The 25,768-nt window shown below is 62.7% G+C and carries 24 protein-coding genes; 13 read left to right on the top strand and 11 right to left on the bottom strand.

What is annotated here, in order from left to right:
* Positions 1 to 84: 84 nt before the first annotated feature.
* The gene (locus PHO31112_RS21535; protein WP_246178452.1) at positions 85 to 933 is read left to right on the top strand and encodes an IclR family transcriptional regulator; all 849 of its coding nucleotides are present in this window, start codon (positions 85 to 87) and stop codon (positions 931 to 933) included.
* Positions 934 to 1,222: 289 nt separating this feature from the next.
* Here PHO31112_RS21535 and kynA read toward each other — a convergent pair whose 3' ends face one another.
* From kynA to PHO31112_RS21510, 5 genes are all read right to left on the bottom strand, one after another.
* Positions 1,223 to 2,185: a tryptophan 2,3-dioxygenase gene (kynA, locus tag PHO31112_RS21530; protein WP_150622903.1), complete on the bottom strand. Its 963-nt coding sequence runs from the start codon at positions 2,183 to 2,185 to the stop codon at positions 1,223 to 1,225.
* Positions 2,186 to 2,201: 16 nt separating this feature from the next.
* A complete protein-coding gene (gene kynU / locus PHO31112_RS21525) occupies positions 2,202 to 3,455 on the bottom strand; it encodes a kynureninase (RefSeq protein ID WP_150622901.1) in 1,254 nt (417 codons plus the stop codon).
* A gap of 71 nt (positions 3,456 to 3,526) precedes the next feature.
* Positions 3,527 to 4,192 carry an arylformamidase gene (kynB, locus tag PHO31112_RS21520; protein WP_150622899.1) on the bottom strand — a complete coding sequence of 222 codons (666 nt, stop codon included), beginning with the start codon at positions 4,190 to 4,192 and terminating at the stop codon, positions 3,527 to 3,529.
* A gap of 226 nt (positions 4,193 to 4,418) precedes the next feature.
* Positions 4,419 to 4,877 (bottom strand): MarR family winged helix-turn-helix transcriptional regulator, encoded by a 459-nt coding sequence (locus tag PHO31112_RS21515; RefSeq protein ID WP_150622897.1) that lies wholly within the window; start codon positions 4,875 to 4,877, stop codon positions 4,419 to 4,421.
* Between the two features lie 7 nt (positions 4,878 to 4,884).
* Positions 4,885 to 5,403: a flavin reductase family protein gene (locus PHO31112_RS21510; protein WP_150622895.1), complete on the bottom strand. Its 519-nt coding sequence runs from the start codon at positions 5,401 to 5,403 to the stop codon at positions 4,885 to 4,887.
* 163 nt (positions 5,404 to 5,566) lie between these two features.
* Here PHO31112_RS21510 and PHO31112_RS21505 point away from each other — a divergent pair, with 163 nt between their 5' ends.
* The 10 genes from PHO31112_RS21505 (at position 5,567) to msrA (ending at position 15,348) form a co-directional block, all read left to right on the top strand.
* On the top strand, positions 5,567 to 6,616 hold the full coding sequence (locus tag PHO31112_RS21505) for a 2,5-dihydroxypyridine 5,6-dioxygenase NicX family protein (RefSeq protein ID WP_010808511.1): 1,050 nt from the start codon (positions 5,567 to 5,569) through the stop codon (positions 6,614 to 6,616).
* On the top strand, positions 6,613 to 7,410 hold the full coding sequence (locus PHO31112_RS21500) for an alpha/beta fold hydrolase (protein ID WP_150622893.1): 798 nt from the start codon (positions 6,613 to 6,615) through the stop codon (positions 7,408 to 7,410). Before PHO31112_RS21505 ends, PHO31112_RS21500 begins: the two co-directional genes overlap by 4 nt.
* A 9-nt stretch (positions 7,411 to 7,419) precedes the next feature.
* Positions 7,420 to 8,664 carry an acyl-CoA dehydrogenase family protein gene (locus PHO31112_RS21495; RefSeq protein ID WP_150622891.1) on the top strand — a complete coding sequence of 415 codons (1,245 nt, stop codon included), beginning with the start codon at positions 7,420 to 7,422 and terminating at the stop codon, positions 8,662 to 8,664.
* Positions 8,665 to 8,793: 129 nt separating this feature from the next.
* On the top strand, positions 8,794 to 10,344 hold the full coding sequence (locus tag PHO31112_RS21490; RefSeq protein WP_150622889.1) for a class I adenylate-forming enzyme family protein: 1,551 nt from the start codon (positions 8,794 to 8,796) through the stop codon (positions 10,342 to 10,344).
* 243 nt (positions 10,345 to 10,587) lie between these two features.
* Positions 10,588 to 11,334: an IclR family transcriptional regulator gene (locus PHO31112_RS21485; RefSeq protein WP_150623091.1), complete on the top strand. Its 747-nt coding sequence runs from the start codon at positions 10,588 to 10,590 to the stop codon at positions 11,332 to 11,334.
* Between the two features lie 39 nt (positions 11,335 to 11,373).
* A complete protein-coding gene (locus PHO31112_RS21480; protein ID WP_150622887.1) occupies positions 11,374 to 12,111 on the top strand; it encodes a transporter substrate-binding domain-containing protein in 738 nt (245 codons plus the stop codon).
* Between the two features lie 101 nt (positions 12,112 to 12,212).
* A complete protein-coding gene (locus PHO31112_RS21475; protein ID WP_010808517.1) occupies positions 12,213 to 12,881 on the top strand; it encodes an amino acid ABC transporter permease in 669 nt (222 codons plus the stop codon).
* Complete coding sequence (locus PHO31112_RS21470; protein WP_150622885.1) at positions 12,878 to 13,654, top strand: amino acid ABC transporter ATP-binding protein; 777 nt, start codon at positions 12,878 to 12,880, stop codon at positions 13,652 to 13,654. The genes PHO31112_RS21475 and PHO31112_RS21470 overlap by 4 nt, the downstream gene beginning before the upstream one ends.
* An 18-nt stretch (positions 13,655 to 13,672) precedes the next feature.
* Entirely contained in the window at positions 13,673 to 14,620 is a 948-nt protein-coding gene (gene hutG, locus PHO31112_RS21465; protein ID WP_150622883.1) for a formimidoylglutamase, read from the top strand.
* 152 nt (positions 14,621 to 14,772) lie between these two features.
* Positions 14,773 to 15,348, top strand: a complete 576-nt coding sequence (gene msrA, locus PHO31112_RS21460; protein ID WP_246178451.1) for a peptide-methionine (S)-S-oxide reductase MsrA — start codon at positions 14,773 to 14,775, stop codon at positions 15,346 to 15,348.
* Positions 15,349 to 15,430: 82 nt separating this feature from the next.
* On the opposite strand, the gene PHO31112_RS21455 is transcribed toward msrA, so the two are convergent.
* Positions 15,431 to 16,255 (bottom strand): hypothetical protein, encoded by an 825-nt coding sequence (locus tag PHO31112_RS21455; RefSeq protein ID WP_150622881.1) that lies wholly within the window; start codon positions 16,253 to 16,255, stop codon positions 15,431 to 15,433.
* A 94-nt stretch (positions 16,256 to 16,349) separates the two neighbouring features.
* Positions 16,350 to 16,691 carry a hypothetical protein gene (locus PHO31112_RS21450; RefSeq protein ID WP_150622879.1) on the bottom strand — a complete coding sequence of 114 codons (342 nt, stop codon included), beginning with the start codon at positions 16,689 to 16,691 and terminating at the stop codon, positions 16,350 to 16,352.
* A 592-nt stretch (positions 16,692 to 17,283) separates the two neighbouring features.
* On the opposite strand from PHO31112_RS21450, the gene PHO31112_RS21445 reads away from it, so the two are divergent.
* On the top strand, positions 17,284 to 18,822 hold the full coding sequence (locus PHO31112_RS21445) for an MFS transporter (RefSeq protein WP_150623087.1): 1,539 nt from the start codon (positions 17,284 to 17,286) through the stop codon (positions 18,820 to 18,822).
* A 168-nt stretch (positions 18,823 to 18,990) separates the two neighbouring features.
* Entirely contained in the window at positions 18,991 to 20,184 is a 1,194-nt protein-coding gene (gene fabV / locus PHO31112_RS21440) for an enoyl-ACP reductase FabV (protein WP_150622877.1), read from the top strand.
* A gap of 119 nt (positions 20,185 to 20,303) precedes the next feature.
* Here the strand turns inward: fabV and PHO31112_RS21435 are convergent, their stop codons facing one another.
* The 4 genes from PHO31112_RS21435 to PHO31112_RS21420 all read right to left on the bottom strand — a co-directional run bounded on the left by PHO31112_RS21435 (position 20,304) and on the right by PHO31112_RS21420 (position 25,767).
* Positions 20,304 to 21,437 carry a DUF72 domain-containing protein gene (locus PHO31112_RS21435; protein ID WP_150622875.1) on the bottom strand — a complete coding sequence of 378 codons (1,134 nt, stop codon included), beginning with the start codon at positions 21,435 to 21,437 and terminating at the stop codon, positions 20,304 to 20,306.
* Complete coding sequence (locus PHO31112_RS21430) at positions 21,434 to 22,645, bottom strand: SAM-dependent methyltransferase (protein WP_150622873.1); 1,212 nt, start codon at positions 22,643 to 22,645, stop codon at positions 21,434 to 21,436. Before PHO31112_RS21430 ends, PHO31112_RS21435 begins: the two co-directional genes overlap by 4 nt.
* 116 nt (positions 22,646 to 22,761) lie before the next feature.
* Positions 22,762 to 23,409, bottom strand: a complete 648-nt coding sequence (pdxH, locus tag PHO31112_RS21425; RefSeq protein ID WP_150622871.1) for a pyridoxamine 5'-phosphate oxidase — start codon at positions 23,407 to 23,409, stop codon at positions 22,762 to 22,764.
* Positions 23,410 to 23,694: 285 nt separating this feature from the next.
* Positions 23,695 to 25,767 carry an AsmA family protein gene (locus PHO31112_RS21420; protein ID WP_246178449.1) on the bottom strand — a complete coding sequence of 691 codons (2,073 nt, stop codon included), beginning with the start codon at positions 25,765 to 25,767 and terminating at the stop codon, positions 23,695 to 23,697.
* Position 25,768 lies beyond the last annotated feature (1 nt).

Raw genomic sequence — 25,768 nt, 5'->3', positions numbered from 1 at the left:
GAAGTTAGTTTAACACTAAACTTTTTTGTCAGGCAACGGCCAGTGCGTGTACTGACACAGAACCTATTTGAGGCGGAGTGCGCGATGGTTGTGGTCAAAACGTCCCTGTCAGCCTTTACTGGTGCGCCGGCCCATGGTGTGCCGCCTTCGCACGACGAGCGCAAGTTCGTCACGGCGCTCGCACGAGGTCTCGAGCTGTTGCGCGCCTTCGGACCCGACGACGTGCTGTTGGGCAATCGCGATTTTGCGGCCCGCACCGGGTTGCCGAAGGCGACCGTCAGTCGCCTCGCTTACACACTGACGGCGCTGGGGTATCTGCGGTACGACGCCGAGCTTGGCAAGTACGCGCTGGATGCCGGCGTGCTGGCCTTGGGGTACGCGTTCCTGAGCGGCACCGACATGCTGACGCTGGCGCGCCCGCACATGCGAGCGTTGGCCAAGGAAATGGGGTGTTCCATTTCACTCGGTTGTCGGGAAGGTATCGACATGATGTATCTCGAAACCATCCGCAGCGACTCGGCGCACCTCACGCTGGGTCTGACGGCGGGCTCACGTCTGTCGATGCTGACGAGTTCGATGGGGCGTGTCTATCTCGCGGCGATGACCCCGACCGAGCGTGAGACGATGCTCGCCGATCTACGCGATGCCTACGATGCGAATCCGGCCGCGTTGCGCAATGTCGGTTGGGATGTGCTCCAGTCCGGCGTCGAGAAAGGGATCGAGTCGTACAAGCGCGAGGGATGTTGCTACTCGTTTCGCGAATGGCATGAAGGCGTGAATGCGGTCGCAGTGCCGCTTCGTGACGTGCGGCAAAACCGCTGGCTGGCCATCAGTTGCAGCGGCCCGTCGTCGTCGATTCCGGATGCGGTCTTCCGCGAGGAGATCGGTCCGCGTCTGAAGCAACTGGCCGCGCGTCTGAGCGGACAGGCTTAAGGTCGGTGGTCGATCGGGTTGGGGGCCGCCTGCGGCACTCCAATGCGCTTTAAGTCGCACCGCAGGCGGCCCCCAACCCGATCCACAACCGATATCGATCCGACGACACCCATCGACACGATGAGCGTTGCGCGGCGGGGCGCACGATGGCAGTGATTGTCCGTCCCCCGACGTAGCAACTTAACAGGCACGGGACCGGAGTCAGGGGATGGGCAAGCGCCGCAGCCCAGGGCAAAAAGAGGCGGGCGCTCGCCAAATCTATGCAGTGGGTGTTCTCACCGCAACGCCATCACAGCAACGTTCGCACGTGCCACAACTCGGGGAACAGCACCACATCGAGCATCTTGCGCAGATAGGGTGCCCCGCTGGTGCCGCCAGTGCCTTGCTTGAAGCCGATGATGCGCTCGACAGTTGTCACGTGGCGGAAGCGCCATTGGCGGAAGGCATCTTCGAGATCGACCAATTCCTCGGCCATCTCATACAACTCCCAGTGTTGCGACGGATTGCGATACACCTCGAGCCACGCCGCCTCGACGGTCTCGTCGTGAGGCGTCGGTTGCGTCCAGTCGCGTTCGAGTCGTGCCGGGGCAATCGCGAAGCCTCGACGGGCGAGCAGACGCACCACCTCGTCATAGAACGACGGGGCGTTGAGCGCCGCTTCCACCTGCTGGAAGAGATCGGGACGATGCGAATGGGGCTTGAGCATCGCCGCATTCTTGTTGCCCAGCATGAATTCCAGAATGCGGTACTGATACGACTGAAAGCCCGACGAACTGCCCAGTGACGGACGCATCGACGAATACTCGGACGGCGTCATCGTCGCCAGCACACTCCATGCCTGAACCAGTTGTTCGAGAATGCGCGATACACGCGCGAGCATCTTGAATGCGGGCGGCAATTCGTCGTTGTGAACCGCAGAGCGTGCCGCCTGCAATTCGTACAACGCGAGCTTCATCCACAACTCGCTCGTCTGATGCTGAATGATGAACAGCATCTCGTTGTGATCGGTCGATCGCGGATGTTGTGCATTCAGAATCGGATCGAGCGACAGGTAGTCGCCGTAGCTCATGCTCTTGGAAAAATCGAGCTGAGCATCGTGCCATTGCGTCGCGTCGGCGGGCGCGCTTTGCGAGGCTTTCGCGTCGCCCGTCGCGTTGTCTGCGCCCTGATGCCCGAACGGGCACCCGCCTTGTGCAGGCGCGGTGTCCACCGGAGTGTCTTTGTGGCCGCTTGTGGAGGAGAGTTTGCTCATGCTGATCATTCCTCTCTCAGGTCACCGCGCCGCGGCGATGAAACTCAGGCTTGTCCCACGAGCCCGTGCTCAGCACGTCGCGCAAAACCTCTACCGAATCCCAGACATCGGCAAAGCTCGTATAGAGCGGTGTCATGCCGAAACGCATGATGCGCGGCTCGCGATAGTCGCCGATAACCCCGCGTGCGATCAACGCCTGAATCACGGCAAATCCTTCCGGATGCTCGAAGCTCACCTGCGAGCCCCTTGCGGCGTGATCGCGCGGCGTCACCAGCGTCAGCGGGAATTCGGCGCAGCGCGTTTCCACCAGCTCGATGAACAGGTCGGTCAACGCGAGCGATTTGCGACGCAGCGCGTCCATCGAGGTCTGCGCGAAGATGTCCAGACCGCACTGCACGAGCGAGAGTGAGACAATCGGTTGCGTGCCGCACAGGTAACGTCCAATGCCATCGTCCGGTGTGTATTCCGGCAGCATGGCGAACGGCGTGCGATGGCCCCACCAACCCGACAGCGGCTGCCAGAAGGTGTCCTGGTGACGCTTGTTGACCCATACGAACGCCGGCGAACCGGGGCCCCCGTTCAGATATTTGTACGTGCAGCCCACGGCATAGTCTGCGTCGGCGCCGTTCAGGTCGACCGGCACCGCACCGGCCGAGTGGCAGAGATCCCACACCACCAGTGCACCGGCCGCATGAATCTCCGCCGTGCGCGAGGTCATGTCGTACATGGCGCCGGTGCGGTAGTTCACGTGCGTGAGCAGCACCACGGCGACATCGTCACCCAGTGCGCTCGGCAGTTCGTCCGGCGAATCGATCAGACGCAGCGAGTAGCCGTCGTCGAGCAGGCGCGTGAGACCTTGCACGATGTAGAGGTCGGTCGGGAAGTTGCTGCGCTCCGAGACGATCACTCTGCGTTGCAGCCCGCGCGTGCGCTGCGCATCGAGGGCGGCGGCCATCACCTTGAACAGGTTGCTCGACGTGGTGTCCGTCACCACGACTTCGCCTTTGCCCGCACCGACGATCGGTGCCAGCGCATCGCCCAACGTGCGCGGCAGTGCGAACCAGTTTGCCTCGTTCCAACTGCGGATGAGGCCCTTGCCCCATTCGGCAGCGATCACTTCCTGTGCGCGTTTGGCAGAAGCCAGCGGGCGTGCGCCCAGCGAGTTGCCGTCGAGATAGATCACATCCGGCGGCAGATCGAATTGCGCGCGCAGCGGGGCGAGCGGATCGGCCGCATCAAGGGCCAGACAATCGTTGCGAGAAGACGTCATGGTTTGCGCTTTGTGAGTGAAATCAGTACAAAAAAAGTCGTTTGCTGCGAAGCCGGTGCGGGCCGTACCGTTCAAAAGGAACGCAGTACCGCGCGTACCGGGCTCGCATCGAGCCGCATGAACTTGAGCGGCAAGGCGATGAGTTCGTAATCGCCCGGCGCAATCGCGTCGAGCACCAGCCCTTCGAGGATGGCCATGCGATGCGCGCGAATGCGGTGATGCGCGTCCATCGTCTTACTTTCCTGCGGATCGAGCGACGGCGTGTCGATACCGACCAACGTCACGCCATGCGACGCGAGCAGGTCGACGGTCTCGGGCGCCACCGCGCAAAACGCGCTATCCCAGTGAGCCACCGGCGCGCGCTTATACGTGCGCAGCAGCACACGCGGCGGTACATCCGTCAGATGCGCCGCGACCATCTCCGGCGTGACGACCGGCGATGCGCCAAGGCAATGCATCACCCGGCATGGCCCCAGATATGTCCCTAACGGCACTTCGCCAATGAAGGCGCCGTCGTCGTCGTAATGACGCGGTGCGTCGGCATGCGCGCCTGTATGTGGCGATAGCGTGATGCGTCCCACATTGACCGGGCAGCCCGGTCCGATCTGCCACACGGACTGTTCCGAGAACGGCGTGTCACCAGGCCAGACAGGGGTGTCGCTCGAGAGCGGGGCGCTGATATCCCATATGCGGCGCTCGTTGCGCGCATCGGCAGGGCGTTTGCTGGGTGCGGTCATGGACATGCGCCATAGCGTGAATCGATATGCGCATCTTAGAAGAATTCGCGTCGCAAGTGCTTGCGTATTCTCGGATCGTGATGAGTGAAATTGATAGTAAAAATGTATTTTTCGGCTATTGAGGAAAGAAAATTCGACAATATGGCGAAGTGGTGGAATTTTTGACGATTCGCCGTGCTGCGCGATTCGCGTTTTCGGACACGCCCGTGCAGTGATCGGAAAGGGCCTATTGAGGGCTCTGCGTTCCTTGCGCCATTTCTTCGATCAGACGGCGCAACGTTGCTTTGAGCAAGGCGGATTGTTCCGCGCCGAAGCGGGCGAGTACCCCGGCTTCGTGGCGGCGTGCGCTGGCGAGCAACGGCGCGACGCGCGCGCGTCCGGCGTCGGTCAGCGAGACCAGCGACTGACGCCGATCCGTCGCGCTTTCGCCGCGCACGACGTCGCCCGTCGCTTCCAGCCGGTCGACGACTTTGGTGAGCGTCGGCTGCTTGGCGAGCACGATGTCGGCCAGTTGATTGATGGTGCGCGCGCGGCCGTCGGAGAGTGTGGCGAGCACTCGCCACTCCGACACGCCCAGACCCGCCGCGGCGACTTCGCGATGAAACTCATCGGAGACCAGCGTGCTCGCGCGGGCGAGCAGATACGCCAGATAATCGTCGACGAACGGCGCTCCACCGGCAGACATGGGCGGCTTAACCGAGCGACTGCGGCTTGTGAAAGCCGCCGGCGTGGAAGATCAGCGGCATGCGCCCGGAAACGTTCGCGTGGACGCCGCAACGCTCGACTTCACCGACGAAGATGACGTGATCGCCTTCGTTGTAACGGCTGCGGTTATGACACTCGAACCAAGCGAGCGCACCATCGAGCACCGGCGTGCCCGACGGCGACAACGTGTATGGCACTCCTGCAAAACGGTCGCCCTTCATCGTGGCAAAGCGCTTGCAGATGTCGAGTTGATCGGCCGCCAGCACATTCACGGCGTAGTGCGAGTTTTCGCGGAAGACGGGCATGCTGCCCGCTCGCGTGGCGAGACTCCACAGAATGAGCGGTGGCGTGAGCGACACCGAATTGAACGAACTGGCGGTGATACCGATGAGCGAGCCGTCGTCGGCGCGCGTGGTGATTACCGTAACCCCGGTCGCAAATTGACCGAGCGCATGACGAAAAGCTGCGCTGTCGAAATCTGGCACTGCGGCGCGTTTGGCGTTCACTGTCCCTGCACTCCCGTCCGGTAAATTTGATCGGGTTGATTTGTATGAATATTCATATATTATGGCACGAACAACAGATCGACAAGACGCGTGACGGCCAGCAGCGTGCCACGGGGCGAAGCAGCCCCCGGCGGGCGAGAGGGTCAGACGCTCAGGAGACGATATGCTGATCGAGCGAATCGAGCATAAGTGGATCGACGTATTTGCCGCGACCTTGCGGCGTTGCGACATACGACCCGGCGATGTGGTGGCGATTGTAGCCGAAACGCAATCCCGGCCTGTCAACGTGGAATTAGCCCAGCTTGCCGCCGAATCGCTTGGCGCCAGGCCTTTCCGGCTCGTCGTGCCAAGCCCGCGCGTGAGTGCCCCTGTGCCGGTGCGCTCGACGGGGGCAAGCGATGCGCTGGGTCAATTGGCACCGGTCGTGGCGGCGCTGAGGGCGGCGACGCTTGTCGTCGATTGCACCGTCGAAGGCCTGTTGCATGCCCCCGAACTGCCTGAGATTCTGGGCGGTGGCGCGCGCGTGCTGATGGTCTCCAACGAACATCCCGAAATTCTGGAACGCTGCGCGACCGATCCGGCGCTCGAGCCGAAAGTGCGTGCGGCGATCAAGCGTTTGCGCGGCGCTGCACAAATGCACGTCACGTCCGGCGCTGGCACCGATCTGCGCATCGGTCTTCGCGACGCGCGCGTGGGCGGTGTCTGGGGCTGGTGCGCCAAACCCGGACAGGTCGCCCACTGGCCGGGTGGTCTGGCACTGGCGTTCCCCGCCGCCCATAGCGTGAACGGCCGGCTCGTGCTCGCCCCCGGCGACATCAATCTGACGTTCAAACAATATCTGCGCGATCGCATCGAACTCACGGTCGAGGACGACTATGTCGTCGCCATCGACGGCGAAGGTGTCGACGTCGACCTCATGCGCGAGTACTTCGCCGCGTGGGGAGATCGCGAAGCGTATGCCGTCTCGCACGTCGGCTTCGGCCTGAACCCACGGGCGCGCTGGGATGCACTCGCCTGCTACGACAAGCGCGATTGCAACGGCACGGAGCAGCGCGCCTTCGCAGGTAACTTCCTGTATTCGACGGGCGCCAACGAAGTGGCGGGACGTCATACGCTCGGTCACTTCGATTTGCCGCTGCGGCGCTGCACGATCGCGCTCGATGGCGATGTCGTCGTGCGCGACGGGCAATTGCAAGGCGAGTTCGCATCATGACGCTTTCCCTACCCGCCTGCCGCACGGCGGGCGATGGCCCGCTCACACTCGTGCTGCTGCACGGTATCGGTGGCAATCGTCAGGTCTGGCCGTCGCAATTCGAGACATTCGCGGCGGCGGGCTATCGCGTCGTGGCCTGGGACATGCCCGGTTACGGCGAGAGCGCCATGCCGGCCGAGCCGACGATGGCGTCGCTGGCCGACAGCCTGAGGACGTTGCTCGATGCGTTGGGACCGTCACGATTCGTGCTCGTCGGCCACAGCATGGGCGGCATGGTCGCGCAGGAGCTGATGGCACGCGGCGAGCCGTTCACGCGGGATATTGCCGCGCTCGTGTTGTGCGGCACGTCGCCCGCATTCGGCAAACCGGATGGCGACTTTCAGCGCGAATTCGTGCGTCAGCGCACGGCGCCGCTCGATGCGGGCAAGACGCTGCGCGAGATGGCCGAGGCCATCGTGCCGGGCATGCTCGGCGAACCAGATGCCGCCGTGCGTGCCAGCGCGCACGCACGGGCGGTCGACGCGATGGGCGCGCTTACCCCAGACGCCTACCGTGCGGCGCTGCAAGCGCTGGTCGGTTTCGAGCAGCGCGCCGCGCTCGCACGTCTGGCTGTGCCGGTGCTGCTCATCGCGGGCGAGCACGACACCAATGCGCCACCGAAAGTCATGGTGCGCATGGCCGAATCGATCCCGCAGGCTCGATACGTCTGTCTGCCCGGCGCAGGACATCTCATGAATCTGACGCACCCGGCGGCATTCGACGCCGAGGTGCGCGCTTTCCTCGCAACACTCTAGGAGACTACCGTGGCCTATCAGCCCCCATCGATCGTCGGCGAGCACTACCCGCTCACAGACAAGCAGCGGTACCTGTTGGCGCTGGCCGAGCAGGTGGGGCGCGAGTCGCTCGCGCCGCGTGCCGCCCGCTGGGATCGCGAAGCGTCGTTCCCGTTCGAGAATTACGACGATATGCGTGCCGCCGGTCTGCTGAAGTTGTGCATTCCCGAGTCGGATGGTGGTCTGGGCGCCGATTTCGCCACTTATATGATGGTCTCCGCCGAGCTGGGGCGTCACTGTGGCGCCACGGCGCTTACGTTCAACATGCACACCTGCTCGATGATGTGGACCGGCATTCTTGCCGACGATCTCGACATGACGCCCGAGCAGCGTGCCGAACATGCACGCTATCGCGAGCATCACTTCGCGCGCGTGATTCAGGACGGAGCGATTTACGCACAGCCATTCTCGGAAGGCAGCGCGGCGGCTGCGGGCAAGGCGCCGTTCGGCACGACCGCGACGAAGGTCGACGGCGGCTGGAAGATCAACGGACGCAAGATTTTCGCGTCGCTCTCCGGGGCGGCCAACTACTACGGCGTGCTGTGTACCGAGGACAAGCCCGAGTTGTCGATGAAGGACACGTTCTACATCGCCGTGCCGGGCGATGCTCCGGGCGTGAGCGTCACCGGCGACTGGGACCCGCTCGGCATGCGGGGCACCGTCTCGCGCACGTTACTCTTCAAGGACGTGTTCGTTCCCGACGAACTGCAACTGATGCCGCGGGGTGTCTACTACCAGGCCGCGAGCCGCTGGCCGCACATGTTCATGACGCTCGCCCCGACGTACATGGGGATCGCTCAGGCAGCCTACGACTTCACGGTGCGCTATCTTCGCGGGGAAGCGGAAGGGATGGGCGCGCCGGTCAAGCGCCGCATGTATCCGACCAAGCAGATTGCCGTCGCGCAAATGCATATCATGCTCGAGCAAACGCGCGCGCTGTTCCTTCGCGCCTTGCAGGACGGCCGAGCCGACCCGGGCAAGGAGGCGCGTATGCGAGCGTATGCAGCGCAGTACACGATCATGGAGAATGCCAACGAGCTGTGCCGTCTTGCCATTCGCACCTGCGGCGGGCAGTCGATGCTCAAGACGCTGCCGCTCGAGCGCATGTATCGCGATTCGCGTTGCGGCGCGCTGATGCTGCCGTGGACGGCAGAGCTGTGCCTCGATCGTATTGGCCGCGAGGCGCTCTACGAACCAGGCGAGTCCGACGAGTAAGCGGCACGCCGGCATCGCGAATCAGCGAATCAGCGAGGTGGGCGGGCCGCACGGATCGCACCGTCGCAGGCCATCACGAACTGGTCGTCGGCCCCGCGCCTCGCCGTCTGTCTTGTTACGGAGAACAAGTTGACGCCTTTTGTAGAAGCGCTTGCCCGTCACGCACGCGCCACGCCGGAGCGGCTGGCGTTGCGATGTGGCATTGGCGATGAATCGGAGCAGACCGACTACGCTGCATTGTGGCGACGCGTCGAGCGGGTGGGGGGGCATTTGCGCAGCACCTGGCGCATCGCGCCGGGCGAGCGTGTCGCGTGTCTCGGCCTGAACGACGAGTTGCAACTGGCGCTGCTGTTTGCGTGCGCCCGCGCCGGTGCCATCTTCCTGCCGCTGAACTTCCGGCTCGCCGTGCCCGAGCTGGCCGCCATCGTGCGCCACGCAGGTGTGCGTGTGTTGTGGTTCGACGCGACGCATCGCGACGCCGCTCGTCAGATTCGCGACTCGCTTGAACAGGAGGCTGTCACCGACCTGCCGCCGCCCGCCATCGCTCCGATCGAAGGGCTCATCGCCGTGCCGTCGACCAAGCCGGTCGACTATCCCGACGTTGCGGCCGATGCGCCTGTGCTGCTCGTGTACACGTCCGGCACGACGGGAGAGCCTAAGGGCGCATTGCACACACAGGCGGGGTTGCTCGCCAATGCCGAAGCCAGTTGGTGGGCGCACGACATGCGCGCCGACGACCACGTCCTGTCGACCTTGCCGATGTTCCATGTCGGCGGCCTATGTGTTCAGACGTTGCCTGCATTGCTGCGCGGGGCGAGCGTTACGCTGCACCCGCGTTTCGATCCGGGCGCCTGGTTATCGGATGTCGCGAAGCATCGTCCGACGCTCTCGCTGATGGTGCCCGCCACGCTGCGGGCCGTGCAGTTGCATCCGGCATGGCCGACCACGGATTTGTCGTCGCTACGCGGGGTGATGGCCGGGTCCAGCGTAGTACCGATGTCCGCCATCGATGCGTTCCACGCGCGCGGTATTCCGCTCGGGCAGGTATATGGCGCTACGGAAACCGGCCCCGTGTCGATCGCGCTGCGCTTCGGCGAAGCGAAGGCGCATCCTGGTGCGGTCGGCCGTGCGTGCCCGGGCGTCGAAGTGCGACTGACCGATGTGACCGGGCAGGACGTGCCTGCGGGAGACGTCGGCGAAATACTCGTGCGCGCACCGAACGTGATGCGCGAATACTGGCGTGCACCCGGACATGTTTCGTTCGCGGACGGCTGGTTCCATTCGGGCGATCTGGCGCGCTTGCACGAGGACGGCTGCTTTGAAGTCGTGGGCCGCAGCAAGGACATGATCATCTCAGGCGGCGAGAACATCTATCCGGCGGAAATCGAGAACGCGCTGGTCGATTGCCCCGGCGTCCTGGAGGCCGCTATCGTCGGTGTGCCGGACGAACGATGGGGCGAGGTGCCCGTCGCCGTCATCGTGCCTTTGCCATCGGCGGGTGCTACGCCGCAGACCGTGCTCGACTTCCTCGGCGAGCGCATCGCTCGCTTCAAATTGCCGCGACGGGTCGTCATTCTCGATGCGCTACCCAAAAGCGCACTTGGGAAAGTGCAAAAGCCAATTCTCATCGGCTGGTTATCGGCGGTGCCGGATTCACAAAAGTCTACTGCCAGTCGGTAATCGGAATCTCTATTCCGTTTTCTCAAAAAAACGCTGAATCCTTTGTTAGGAAAGGGATTCGGCGTTTTTTTATGTCTGCGTTCCGCGATGCATAAGGGAAAATCCCTATGCGTAATTTCCCAATTTGTTACCATGAGGTGAGAATCGAATTTTTTACTTTGGGAATTGCATCGCAAGATAGCGCCCATGTCGTCATCGGCGGCTAGCCCGCTGATTTTTCAGCTTTCTTTTGTTTTCAAGACGATGGACACCACCGAAGCTCAATCGGTCTCCGAGCGCGTGCTGCAAGTTCTTGTGACTGTGGCGCGTCACGGACGACCGATCGCGGCACGCGAGATCGCCGCGCAAACGAGCCTGCCGCTCTCCACGGTTTACCGCCACCTCGTGCCGCTTAAGAAGTGGGGCCTGGTGCAAGAGCACGCCCATGAGGCGCTCTACGAACCGGGTCCTGTCGGTGTGCAATTGGCGTGGGGTTTCGACCACAACTCGCATCTTGTCACCCAGGCACGTGAGGAAATCGACGAGCTCGTGCAGCGCACCGGCGAAACCGTCGGGCTGCTCGTGGCCGCCAACGGCCAGGTCGTCTGCCTCGACATGCACGAAAGCGAGCAATCGCTGCGTTGCTCCTTTGCCAAGGGACGCGCGCATCCGCTGGTGCATGGCGCTTCCGCCAAGGCGCTGCTCTCGTTCCTGCCGCAAGCCACTCGCGAAAGTCTGATTGGCCGCCAATTGGCCGGCCAGCCGGTGGCGCAGGAGCGTCTCGCCGCGCAGGTCGAAGAGATTCGCAAGCAGCGATATGCGGTGTCCGAAAGCGAAGTGGATTTCGGCGTCTGGGGCGTATCGGCCCCGGTGTTCGCCGCCAAGGAACGTTTGGAAGGCACCATCACCCTGATGGCGCCGGCCGTGCGTGTGGCTCAGCGCCACGAAGAGCTGATCCGCCTCACGGTGGCGGCAGCCGAGCGTATTTCGAATCGATTGCAGTACTTTTAACCGGTTTTATCCGACCGAGACTACACGAAGGAGTACCAGATGAAATTGCGTCACATCCTGTTCACGATGGCGCTGGCCGTCACCTGCTCGAGCAAGGTCTTCGCCGCCGACGACGTGCTGCGTGTTGCCACCGACGCGACCTTCCCGCCGTTCGAATACGTGGAAAACGGCAAGCGCACCGGCTTTGACGTCGAAATGATCGAAGCGCTGGGCAAGGCAATGGGCAAGAAGGTCGAATGGACGGATATCGATTTCAAGGGCCTGATCCCGGCCGTGCTGTCCAAGCGTGTCGACGTGGCCGCTTCGGCGATCTACATCACCGACGAGCGCCTGAAGGTCGTGAACTTCACGCACCCGTATTACACCGGCGGTCTGGCCATCATGGTCAAGGCTGACAACACCAGCATCAAGGAACCGGCCGATCTGGCCGGCAAGAAGGTGTCGGTGCAGGTGGGCACGAAGTCGGTGCAGTTCCTCAAGGAAAGCTATCCGAAGGTCGAGCGCGTGGAAGTCGAGAAGAACGACCAGATGTTCGAACTCGTGAAGATCGGCCGTGCCGACGCGGCCGTGACTGGCAAGCCGGCAGCACTGCTGTACGCCAAGGCCAACCCCGGGGTGAAGGTGCTCGACAAGACGCTGACCGTCGAGCGTTATGGCTTCGCCGTGCGCAAGGGCGACACCGAACTGACCAACGAGATGAACAAGGCGCTGGAAAAGGTCCGTGCAGACGGCACCTATGCTGCGCTGGTCAGCAAGTACTTCGGTACCGCGAAGTAAGCATGTCGCTAACGTAATACCGGGCGGGTACGCCGTCACCCTGAATGGGACGATGGCGCCCGCCGACGCAATAAAGCAGTAGAGCAACTGACGGAGTACGCATGGAACTCGATTTTTCGCCGGTGTGGGCAAACTGGCAGGACCTCGCGCGTGGCGCGCTCGTTACCGTCGAGGTAACCGCCTGCGCACTGGCGCTGGGCTGTGTGTTGGGTTTGCTGGTCGGCATGGGCCGCCTGAATCCGGCGCATCGCATTCGCTACGGCATTTGTACCGCCTATGTCACGTTTATCCGTGGCACGCCGTTGCTGGTGCAACTCTTTATCCTGTTCTTCGGCCTGCCCCAGTTCGACATTCTGCTGCCGGCATTCATGTGCGGTGTGCTGGGTCTTGGCATCTATAGCGGTGCCTATGTCTCGGAAATCGTGCGCGGTGCCATCCAGTCGATCGAGCGCGGTCAGATGGAAGCCGCGCGCTCGCTCGGCATGCCTTACGGTCAGGCCATGCGTTCGGTGATTCTGCCGCAGGCCGTCGTGCGCATGATTCCGCCGCTGGGCAACGAATTTATTGCGCTCATCAAAAACTCGGCCCTCGTGTCGTTGCTCACCATTCACGACGTGATGCACGAAGGCCAGAAGATCATCAGCGTGTCGTACCGATCGCTGGAAGTGTATCTGGCGATTGCGTTTGTTTATCTGATTCTGACCGGTGCCACCACGCTGCTCCTGCAGCGCGCCGAGAAGTCCCTGCGTGCCGGAGGTGCCGTGCAATGAGCGAAGTGAATAAGGAATTCGGCGCCCCGATCCTGAAGATCGAAGGGCTTGGCAAAGCCTACGGCAGCCATCAGGTGCTCAAGGGCATCGACTTCGAAGTCGATGCGCGTCAGGTGGTTGTCGTCATCGGCCCGAGCGGCTCGGGCAAGAGTACGTTCCTGCGTTGCTGCAACGGGCTGGAGACAGCCGAGCAGGGCACGATCGAAATCGTGGGCAAGAAGCTCGTCGATCACGGCAAGATGATGGGCGAGAACGCGCTCAATCATTTGCGTACCGAAGTCGGCATGGTGTTTCAGTCGTTCAACCTGTTCCCGCATCTGACCGTGCTCGATAACGTCACGCTCGCACCGCGCAAGCTGCGCGGCATGAAGAGCGCCGACGCCGAGAAACTCGCCCGCGAATTGCTCGCCAAGGTGGGGCTGGCGGCCAAGGCCGACGTCTACCCGAGCACGCTCTCGGGCGGTCAGAAGCAGCGTGTGGCGATTGCCCGCGCACTGGCCATGCAGCCGCAAGTCATGTTGTTCGACGAACCGACGTCAGCGCTCGATCCGGAACTCGTGGGTGAAGTGCTGCAGGTGATGAAGGCGCTCGCAAACGATGGCATGACGATGCTGGTCGTGACGCACGAGATGGGATTTGCACGAGAAGTGGCCGATGTCGTGGTGGTGATGGACCAGGGCCGGATCATCGAAGCGGGTGTGCCTGATCAGATTTTCACCGCACCGCGCGAAGCGCGTACGCGTGAATTCCTGCAAGCGGTCATCGCACGATAAGACAAGGCGGGAAAACGTATGACAATTGATCGAACGGTCTGGCAAGGCCGTGTGGATACCGGCGAAACCGGCCATACCTTGCGTCTGCATCAGGTGCTGCGCGATTACGACGCGTCGCAGGCTGCCGGTGGCGCGGTCGTGTTGGGCTTTTGCAGTGACGAAGGCGTGCGCCGTAATCATGGGCGTCAGGGCGCGGTCGCCGGCCCCGACATGCTGCGTCGCGCGCTGGCGAGCCTGCCTGTGAAGGGCACGCCCGTCGTATTCGATGGCGGCAATATCGTGTGCGCGGACGACCGGCTCGAAGCGGCGCAAGCGGTGCTCGGTCACCGCGTGGCCGAGGTGCTGGCCGCAGGTGCGCTTCCCGTGGTGCTGGGGGGCGGACATGAGATTGCCTACGGTACGTTCCTTGGCGTTGCCGAGCATTTCGGCGACCGCCTGCGCGACGAGCCGATCCTGATCCTCAACTTCGACGCGCACTTCGACCTGCGTGCGCAGCCGACGGCCAGCTCGGGTACGCCGTTCTGGCAGATCTCGCAGTTGCTCGCGGGACGTCAGGCGCCGTTCCATTACGCTTGCCTCGGCGTGAGCCGCTACAGCAACACCGACGCACTCTTCGAGCGTGCGGACGCGCTGAATGTGGACTACTGGCTCGACGAGACGATGCTTGCGCACCGTCTGCCGGAAATGTGCGAGCAGCTGGAGAAGAAGCTCGCACAGGTGAGCCACGTGTACCTGACCATCGATATGGACGTGCTGCCCGGCGAGAAAGCCCCGGGCGTGTCTGCACCGGCGGCGCATGGCGTGGCGTTGGAAGTTGTGGAAGCGCTCATCGGTGTGGTGCGCCGTTCGGGCAAGTTGCGTGTGGCGGATATCGCCGAGTACAACCCGACGTATGACCGCGACGGTCTGACTGCACGCGTCGGCGCTCGTCTCCTGCATCCGCTCATCACACAGTTGCGAGCCTGAGCGCGCCGATGCGCCGCGTGCGTCTCCTGTAGGCGCAATTTGCGCCGTTTGCAGGACTTCTGCGCGACAATAGGGCGGGCGATCGAAACATCGATCGCCCGCCCTATTTCTTTTGTGCGCTGCCGCATAAAACGTAGCCGACAAGCGAGGTCATGATGACAGAGCAGACGAACTCCCCGAGCGATACCCGTACCCAAGTTGCCACGCTGGCGGGTGGCTGTTTTTGGTGTCTCGAGGCCTGCTATCAGCAGTTGGACGGCGTAAAGTCCGTTGTCTCGGGTTATGAAGGCGGTCACGTCGACAACCCCACCTACGATCAGGTCTGTGAAGGCGATACCGGTCACGCGGAAGTGGTGCGGTTGACCTACGATCCGGACGCGGTCTCCTTCGAGGAACTGTTGATCGTGTTCTTCCAGATTCACGACCCGACCACCGTCAATCGTCAGGGCAATGATGTCGGCACGCAGTACCGCTCCGCCATCTTCTATCAGGACGAGAAGCAGAAGGAGGTTGCCGAACACCTCATCGCCGAACTGATGGCCGAGATGACATACCCCGCACCGATCGTGACACAAGTGGTGCCGACGCAGACGTTTTGGCCCGCCGAGGCGTATCACCAGAACTACTTCCGCCAGCATCCCGATCAGGGCTACTGCGCTTACGTGGTTGCCCCGAAGCTCAAGAAATTCCGCGAGAAGTTCGCGCGCCGGCTCAAGTCGGCAGCGTAATCGCGGCGGACGCCGCCGTTCCCGGGATATCGACCCGCTTTCGTGGACTCGGGGCGGTGGTGCGGCGCGGGCTATCGCTGCGTCACTGAATCGAGCAGGGGCCGTTTTGCATCGTGTCGAGGGGATTGTGGTGGATGTAGCGATTATCACTCGACCGTGGTGAGCGCCTCAGATCGGGGCGTTGTCGACATCGCGCCAACTGGGCGGTGAAATCGCCGAGGGTCGTGTCGTCCTGTGCCGCAGGGGCATATCCCGCGGGCGGCAAGGTAGTGTGTCCGCGCATGCCCGCTGCCCGGTAGTGAAAACCCAGGATCTGCGCGTGATCTTCCCGGATACGCGAGGCGTGCGGATTGCCTTCGTGGAGAAACGCCAGTTCGCTCTCGCCGGCGAAGAGAAACGCCGCCTCGCCCATCGCGTCAAGCGCCGGGAACGCGAACCGTCCTATGTCGATGCTGTGCGACCCGACGTCATATATCAATGCGCTCAGCGTTCCCGGCAAATAGTCCGGTTCGTCGCGAAGCAGCGAAGGCAGCCCCATTCCCTTGATTCGCGCATTGACTGAGACGGTGCCCGCTGCGGGGTGAAACGTCAGAAGGTCGCCAAGCACCTTGCGCAGTTCGGCGTTGCTGGCGTATCGCCGGCTTCCGCACTCGCTCTGCGGGGTGACGAGTTCAGCGAGCACATTATTGAAGTAGTCGTTCACCGAAACGGGATGGCACTTGAAGGTGGCACGACGAAAGTGGGCAAGGTCCAGTTTCACCTCGGACGATGCAGGTTGCAAGGCACTAGGCTGGTTTTCGATATTTTCCATATCGATGACGATTTCATGGCGATTCGCGCGAGCATCAATCTCATACGAAACGGGGATGGATGGTGCGTACGCCAGTGCCATGGTGAGGAACGGCATAGTTCATGCTCCCTGAGGGTAGGTGATGCGGAGAAGGGGGGCTCTGAGGTAAATCGGCGTGCGCCTGACGGTAGCCTTTGCCGGACGATCGGCATCAACCTACGACACTGACGGACGCACCACTAGCCGTCGCAAACAGGATCAGACAGGGCTCTCCCACATGGGTGGCGTGTCCATAGGCAGCATCGAGGCTGTCGAAGAAGAACGCTTCTGCAGCGCTCTGCACCTGCCGTGTCACGATCTCGAAGCGATGGTGATCGAAACGAATGTCGAGATACGTGAGACTCATGTGAAACCAGACCACATAGCCGGAAAATGGCAGTACCGGTGGCAGCGCCGGGACGGTGCTCGCCGTGTGCGACTCGTTGTCTGACACCGTGACGGTCTGCGCTTCAAGCCAGCGTCGATAGTCTTCGCGCACAGGTCGATTTTTCATGGTCGTATCTCCCGAGAAGTGACGACGACGCTTCCTGAGGCGTCGAGCGATGGTGCGGCCGTTATCAAGGCACGGTTTTTGGAAATGACCGGGGCGTTGCCGAATTTGCATCGCACCGCCGAGGCAGGCGATGTCCGGCGAGGCTGCAACGTCATATGGATGCCGGCCGCCGTGTCGGGACGGGACGTCATCTGAGCTCCCCAAGCGCTGGCCTTGCGGCATCGGGCCAACCCTGTTGATGATGCCCAGTACGCCGGCTTACGGGGTAAAGGAGCGTCCGAAAAGGGTATCGGACAGCACCTTGTTTTGACGAAGCGGGAGAAAAAACAAGCGGGCCGTCGCCGGGGATGGTGAATGCTGCGAGGCCTTTCGTTGAATTTCCCTCATGCCGTTCCCTCATCGGACGCCGTGGGCGGGAGGATGGCGGAGCGTCAAGGTGCGCCGGGCGAATTGGCCCGGGAACGCGTATGGGCGCGTGGCGTCCGGACGTTCATATATTCATTATTTTTCGCATAGAATGACCGCTTCCCTCCATGAAGTCTTCAGGTAGTCCGCCGTGCGCCCCCTGCCTTTTCGCGATGCGTTGATGGCCATGATCGGCATCGCGCTCGTCAACATGCTGGTCGCTCTTGACCAGACCGTTGTCAGTACTGCCCTTCCGTCCATCGTCGCCGAACTCAAAGGGTTTGAGTATTACGCCTGGATCGCGAGCATTTACTTGCTAGCCTCCGTCGTCACCGTGCCGGTGTTCGGGCGCCTCGGCGATTACTTCGGCCGCCGCCAGTTCGTGATCGCTTCAGTGTTGACCTTCACCGGCGCCTCGCTGCTATGCGGTTTGGCCCCCAATATGCCGTTCCTCGTGTTTGCACGCGGGTTGCAGGGGATCGGTGGCGGCATGATGGTCGGCACGGCCTTCGCGTCGGTGCCCGACCTGTTCCCCGACGCTCGCTCGCGTGTACGCTGGCAGGTCGTGATCACCACGGCTTACGGCATCGGCACGGCGGCCGGGCCGTCGCTGGGCGGGTTGCTCTCCGAGCATTTCGGCTGGCGTTCGACGTTCTTCGTGAACCTGCCGGTCGGTCTGGCGGCGCTGTATTTCGTATGGCGATACCTGCCGAAATTCCCGCCGGCCCATCAGGGCGAAGTTCGCGTGGACTGGCGCGGTGCAGCGTGGATCGCCGTCGTGCTCGGCGGCTTCCAGGTGTTTATCGAGAACGTGCCGGCGCACGGGGCTTCGCTCGGGAATCTGCTGTTGATCGCTGCCGTCATGTTCGGCTTCTGGATGCTGCTGCGTGCAGAGCGCCGGGCCACGCACCCGATCGTGCCGCTCGATATGTTCCGGCACCCGCAGCTCATCGTGCTCTTCACACTGTCGGTGCTGATCGGCTTCGTGATGTATTCGCTGATCTTCTTCGCACCGCTGCTGTTGCAAGGCGGGTTCGGCTTGAGCCCGCAGGGCGCAGGCTTGATTGCCACGCCTATCGCGGCTTGCATCGCCCTGGGCAGCTTCATCAATACGCCGATCGTGGTGCGTCTGTCGCGGCCGACGAATATGCTGATCCTCGGCTTCTGTCTGTTGGCGGTGGCGTCGGCGGGCGTGGGGCTGGCGCATCGCGATACGTCGCACGGTCTGCTGGCGCTGATGATGGCCTGTGCGGGCATCGGCATCGGCTTCATCCTGAACAACATGAACGTGTTCGGACAAGAAATCGCCGGGCGTGAGCGTTTCGGCATTACCACCGCGTTGCTGCAGTCCACCCGCATGGTCGGCGGCATGCTAGGCACGACGATCGTGGGCACGCTCGTCAATCACTGGTACGCCAATGGCGTGGCCGGTGCCGTGTCGAGCTACGACGGCACGCCGGCGGCGCACGCCGTTGCACGAGCGCTCGACCCACGCATCCTGATCGATCAGGCCTTGCGCGCCGACCTGCTGACGGACCTGCGCGCCATGGGCATCGACGGCGCCCCGTTGGTGGAAACCGCCCGCCAGACGCTCGTGAACGCTGTGCACGCCGGGGTGCTGCTCACGGGCATTGCGGCGATCGTTGCCGCCTTGCTGGTGCGTCGCATCCGGCAGATTCAGTTTCCCAAGCGCCTTGACCGTTCGACCGTGGTGGCGCCGGAATAAGCCGAAAACGGCTCGGCGTTGTCCGAACGGGCGACGCCGCATGGCGCAAAAGCAAAGCACAGGACGGGCAAAAGCCCGTCAAAATGCCGGGCCAGGCCCGACCTCGTTTACAATGCGCGGTGTTTGCCGGGTGAGCCGGCATCAACGAATTTTGTGAACGAGGTTTCCATGATCATCAAGCCACGCGTGCGCGGCTTCATCTGCGTCACCACCCACCCCGTTGGCTGCGAAGCCAACGTCAAGCAACAGATCGACTACGTGAAGGCTCAGGGCCCGATCGCGAATGGCCCGAAAAAGGTGCTCGTGATTGGCGCGTCGACCGGCTACGGGCTGGCCGCGCGTATTACCGCCGCCTTCGGCGCCGATGCTGCAACGCTGGGTGTGTTCTTCGAGCGTGCGGGCAGCGAGACCAAGCCGGGAACGCCGGGCTGGTACAACACCGCAGCCTTCGACAAGTTCGCCACCGAGAAGGGGCTTTACGCGAAGAGCATCAACGGCGACGCGTTCTCCAAGGAAATCAAGGCCAAGACCATCGAGACGATCAAGAACGATCTCGGTCAGGTCGATCTGGTCGTCTATAGCCTCGCCGCGCCGCGCCGTACGCATCCGGAAACGGGGCAGGTGTTCAACTCGGTACTCAAGCCGATCGGCAAGTCGGTGACGCTGCGCGGTATCGATACCGACAAGGAAGTCGTCAAGGCTTCGGTGTTCGAGCCGGCCTCGCAGGAAGAGATCGACAACACCGTGGCCGTCATGGGCGGTGAAGACTGGCAGATGTGGATCGACGCGCTCGCCGAGGCCGGTGTGCTCGCGCCGGGCGCCAAGACGACGGCGTTCACGTATCTCGGCGAGAAGATTACCCACGACATCTATTGGAACGGTTCCATCGGCGCGGCCAAGAAGGACCTCGACGAGAAGGTGCTGAATATTCGCGCCAAGCTCGCCGCGAACGGTGGCGACGCACGCGTGGCCGTGCTCAAGGCGCTGGTCACGCAGGCCAGCTCGGCTATTCCGATGATGCCGCTTTACCTCTCGCTGCTGTTCAAGGTCATGAAGGCCAAGGGCACGCACGAAGGTTGCATCGAGCAGATCTACGGTCTGTACCAGGACAGCCTGTACAGCGCGACGCCGCGCCTCGACGACGAAGGCCGTGTGCGTACCGACCAGAAGGAACTCTCGGCGGACGTGCAGGCGGAAGTCTCGGCACTGTGGGATAAGGTGACCGACGAGAACCTGTACGAACTCACGGATTTCGTCGGCTACAAGCACGAATTCCTGCGTCTGTTCGGCTTCGAGATCGACGGTGTCGATTACGAGGCCGATGTGAATCCGGACGTGCCGATTGTGCATCTCGTAGCGTAAGGTCTCCTCGCCCAGTGCGATGACAATGGCCCGGGGCCGGCGGTTTGCCGGCTCGGGCCATTGTCGTTTCAGTGCGGCGAAATTGGGCTAGGAGGGCTGGAAGGGCAAGGAGATCGTCGTCAATCCGCGCTGGCGGCAGACGATGTCCGAGACAACTCGTTGATCCGTTCGGCCAGCGCCTGGCACGACAGGGGGGAGGAGCCTTCGGCCTTGTTGTTGACGATCACGTAGACGGGATGCCCGGCCAGGGCGTAATGCGTGGCGAGAGCGGCGAGCACGTTGCGTGTTGCCGGATCGGGATCGACGATCTTGTCGAACGGCGCGTATTTCGCCTTGGCTTGTTCGTAGCGATGCCCGCTGTTCAGATTCCAGCGCACGACAAGCGGGCCCGCCCCCGTTTCGTCGAGCATGGCGAGCGCTGCCGCCTGGCGTTCCGCGTGAGGCATGCGCGCGTGCAGGCCGATGCAATAGCGCACCCCCAACTGTCCCAATGCGCGCATGAGACGTGGTGTGAGCAACGCGCCATCGCGAATTTCCAGCGCGTAGCACGGCCCCGCAGTGGCGACGCCTTCGGGCGATATTTCCCCTTGGGGCAATGGCGGCAGGGCGGCGAAAAACGCTTCTATGCGTTGAACCAGCGCGGGAATGTCGCGCAGCAACTCGACGGGCAGCGGCGACACCTGAAACACTAATACGCCCGCCTTCGGCCCGAGTCCGGCCAGACAGGGCGCGACAAATTGCTCGGTGGCGATCCGTGCATCGAGAAAGCAGGGGTTCACGCTCAGCCCTTCGCCTTTCTCGCCGCGAACGACTGCATCGGTCACGACGCTCGGCGCCTTGACCAGAAACCGGAAGTCGTCCGGCACCTGCTGTGCATACTTTTGATACTCGACGATCGACATCGGCTTGTAGAACGACCGGTCGATGCCGACGCAGCGCAATACCGGATGGCTCGCGTAGGCCGTCAGTCCTTGGCGGGAGAGTTTAGTGTCGCTGTAATCGTCGTCCCAGACGATGCCTTTCCAGCCGGGAAACGACCACGACGAAGTGCCCAGGCGAATGCGGCCGGGCAATTGATTGCCCAGCGTCTGCGTGGCAGCGGGAATGTCGGCAGCACCGACGCCGCTACGGCGCGCGGCGCGCTTGCGAGGGTCGGTGCTTTGCTGCGCGGGAGCGTTGCCATCGACCTGCCCGGCACGCCCGCCTGTCGGAGGATCGTCAGGCGGCGTGCCGAACAGATCGAACTGGCTCATCGGTTCTCGTACATGTAACGGCGCGACCAAGGCAGACGCTTGGCCGACAGGCCCGCCTTGCGGCAAACGATTTGATAGATCGAGACGTGATCGTGCTCGAACGCATACGCGCAACCCGCAAGATACACGCGCCAGACACGGAAGCGCTCTTCGCCGGCCAATCTGCGCAACTCGGTGGCGTGCGCTTCGAAGCGCTCGGACCAGAGCGTAAGCGTGTGGGCGTAGTGACGGCGCAGGCTTTCCACGTCGCTCGCTTCGAGCCCGCCGCGCTGCATCGATTCCAGCGCGAGGCTGATGTGCGGCAACTCGCCGTTCGGGAACACGTACTTGTCGATGAACTCTCCGCCGCCCATCGCCGTCTCGCCGCTATCCGGATCGGTCGACGTGATGCCGTGGTTCATGGCGATGCCGTCGTCCTTGAGCAACGACGCAATCTTGGCGAAATAGTCCCGCAGGTTCTTGCGCCCAACGTGCTCGAACATCCCCACGCTCGTGATGCGATCGAACTCGCCTGTCACGTCGCGATAATCCTGAATGCGGATTTCGACCTGGTTCTCGAGGCCGAGTTGCTTGACTCGTTCCGTGGCGAGGGCGAACTGATTCTCGGAGAGCGTGACGCCGACACATTTCGCACCGAATTTCTGCGCAGCGCGAATCACCAGTGCGCCCCAGCCGCAGCCGATATCGAGCAGGGTCTGCCCGGGCTGCAACTGGATCTTGGTGAGGATGTGATCGATCTTTTTCTCTTGTGCCGTGTCGAGGTCTTCGTCGCCGTTTTCAAAGTAGGCACACGAATAGACCATGTTCTTGTCCAGCCAGAACTGGTAGAACTCATTCGACACGTCGTAGTGAAACTCGATCGAGCGTTTGTCGGACTTCTTGCTGTGATTGAAGTGGCGTACGGCGCGTTCCAGCGGGCCGATAGTCGAGAGACTGCTACCGGCGAGCGCGTAGCTCATGTTGATGACGTCGGCGAGCTTGCCTTCGACGTCGATTTCGCCCTTCACGTAAGCCTCGCCGAGATTGTCGAGGCTGGGACTCAGTAGACGCGTCATGGCCGCGGGGCCATTGATGCGCAACGTTACGCTGGGGTTGTCGAAGGCACCGAAATCATAGTGCTGTCCATTCCAGAGTGCGAGCCGGATCGGCAGGTTCGACGATGTCTTGACGCCGCTGACCCAGTTTTCGAGTTTTTTCTCCCACAACATGGATACGCTCCAAGTGTCACCAAAAAAACTGCAATCCGTACCGCACGGCACGGTGACGTCTCCTCGTCAGAACGGGCGGGCAGGCGTACCGCGTCGGCGTAGCCGACACAAAACGTTCAGGGGGACAGGCGCGCCACGCGCCACGACCCGTCGGCAAGCCGGAAATACTTGATGCGATCATGCAGGCGCGATTCGCGGCCCTGCCAGAACTCGATGGTCTCCGGGACAAGCCGGTAGCCACCCCAGTGCGGCGGGCGCGGCGGGGCGTCGCCGAACTGGCGCCGGAAGTCCGCTTCGCGTTGCTCGATGATGCTGCGATCGGCCACTTCGGCGCTTTGCACCGAGGCCCAGGCGCCCAGACGGGAGCCTACCGGGCGCGAGTGGTAATAAGCGTCGCTCTCGGCTTCGCTCACCTTGTCGACACGGCCCTCGATGCGCACCTGACGCTCGAGTTCGATCCAGTGGAACAGCAGGCAGCCGTACGGCGTGGCGGCCAGTTCCTGGCCTTTGCGCGACTCGTAATTCGTGAAGAACGTGAACCCGTGTTCGTCCGCACCCTTGAGGAGCACGATACGGGCGTCCGGCCGGCCGTCCGGTGTGACCGTGGCGAGCGTCATTGCGTTCGGCTCGTTCAGTTCGGCGGCAAGCGCTTGCTCAAACCATCGTTGGAATTGACCGAACGGGCTGGACGCCACGTCGGTCTCGGAAAGTGAGCCGAGGGCGTAGTTTTTGCGCAGGTCCGCGAGAGAAAGCGTCTGAGTCACGACGGTCAATATCAGTCTGTTGCGGTTGGGGTTGCGACACAGTATAGCGAAGAGTCGGCGAACGTGCGCGCGTGGCGATTCGTCGCATAGGGGTGTGCACCAATGCTTCGAATGCCCCGCGAGGCGGTCATCTCACGCCATGTGCTTGATATTTAAGGAGTGAAGTAGTTTTGCCGATTGGCCGTTGCTGTTCTCGAAATCGTGTGACGTGACGGCGGCAAATCCCTGAGCACGGCATGGGCATTGTTTCGGTTGTACGAAGCCAGTGCCCGAAGCGACCGGGATTCACGGCGCTTCCCGGCCGTTACCGGAAACGGGCGCCGTGGCCGCCGGCGCACGCTGACCATGGGTTCGGCTGCGTTGCGCACCCGCTTTGGCGCCGTTGGCGTCGGGCACCGGTTTGACGGTCGACGGATTCCGGCTCGCCGGATGTTGCAGGCTGGCGAGCAGTTCGCCGCACGGGCTGTCCTTGCCCGGGCCGAGTTCAAGCAGTGGCACGAGCGCGGTGTACGGGGCGAGCACGCCCAGTGCAATGGCGCCTCCGGCACGGGCAACCAGCGTCGGCACGTTGACACCGACGTCCGGGTGCTTGAACGTTCCGCGCACATGAAACGGCGAGCGCAGCGACAGGAGGCCGAAGTGCTTCGGCTCAGGCCGGATCGTCAGATTGAAGCGCTCGCGCTTGAGATCGACCTGACCGGTGACACCAATGCTCGTGTCGTCGGTGTCGATCACGAACGTGCGTGCGTCCATCAGGCCGTCGCGGACCGCGAAGTCTGCTGCCGCGCATCGCATCTCGACCTGTTTATCGCCGAAGATTTTGGTCAGAACGATGTTCCCCACGTTGAGCCCCAGGTATTGCAGCAGCAACTTGCTCACCGAGCCGCGGTCGATCAGCGTCTTGAGTTCGCCGTTCGCCGAACCGGCCAATGCGGCAATCGAATTACCGGTTGCCGTCAGTGCCGCGTCGCCGTTCACTTCGCCGACACTCGTCTTCATCAGATCGACTTCGGGCAACAACTGCTTCATTTTCAGGTGGCGCAGCGAGACCTGCGAGTCCATCTTCATCGGTTCGGTCTGGCCGTTGAGAACCAGTGTCGACGTGATGCGTCCCCCGGCGACACCGAACTCCAGCGGCCGGAGCGAGAGCACACCGTCGTCGAGCAAGATGTGCGTGACAAGGTTGTCGATCGGCAGGCTCTTGTCCTTGATGATCTTGCGGCCGGTGAATTGCACGTCGGTATCGATGGCGCGCCAGCGGTCGGTCTTGAAGGGATCGACCGGCAGTACCTTGTCTGATGGCGGCGCTTTGGGTTTGCCCGACAGATCGCTGCCGCCGGACGGATTCCGTCCGCCCACGACCGGCCCGAGATCGACCAGCCGCAACTGATTCGATACGACAGCGCCTTGCAGGAGGTTGCGCGGCTCGCGCCGACGGAACACGAGCGTGCCCGACAGATCGCTCTGGCCGACCTTGCCCTGAAAGCGTTCATAACGCCATACGCCGGCCGTGTGCAGCAGATGCCCGTTGGTCTCGTAGGCAGGCGTTTCCGGCAGCAGCACGCCGGTAATCGGATAGAGGTCGGCCATCGTCGGGCCGGACAGGCGCAGATGCATGTCGAGCGCCGACAGCGTGGCCGGATTCGTGAACGTCCCCGTCGCGGCGATCTGCGTGCGGCCGATGCGCACGCTGGCGTCGAGCGGGTAAGGGTCACCGGCGTCTTCGAGCGAGAGGACGTCGCCGGCTCGGGCTTTGCCGGTCACGGCAACTTTTCGGAAAGAGCCCTTGAGCGAGACACCGATGCCGTAAGGTGCCTGCCCGTCGATGGTGGCGATGTTCGCGATCAGATCGAGTTGCTGGGGAGCGATATTGGCGCGCACCACGCCGTCTTCGAGAATCAGGCGGCCGATGGCCAGTTTCCACGGGGACGGCTGGCCGTCGCCCTTCGTGAAGGTCCAGTTGTTCTGTCCGTCGGCGCGCTGCTCCACGATGACCTTGGGCGCAGATAAGGCGACTTCGGGCAGCACCACATGCCTGTCGAGCAGTGGCAGCCATTCGAGCGAGAACGTGAGGCGTCCGAGCGTGATCATGTCCGGCGTCTGACTCCACGCAACGTTGCCTAACACGATATCATTCGCGATCAGGCGAGGCCGCGGCAGCCAGCGCCCCAGTCCAGGGGCCTGGGTGTTCGGCGCCAGCCAGTGCAGCGAGAGGTCGCCCCGGATTTCGAACGGGCGGCCGGTCGCGGTGCTCACTTCCCGGTTGATAAAGGGCCGGGCGTAGTTCCAGTCAAACCACGTGATGAACGCCGCGAATGCCAGCACGATGGCGACTATCGTGATCGCTAGCCATTTCAAG

Source organism: Pandoraea horticolens, from assembly GCF_902459555.1.
Taxonomy (GTDB): Bacteria; Pseudomonadota; Gammaproteobacteria; order Burkholderiales; family Burkholderiaceae; genus Pandoraea; species Pandoraea horticolens.
This window is presented reverse-complemented; position numbering and strand designations above follow the sequence as displayed.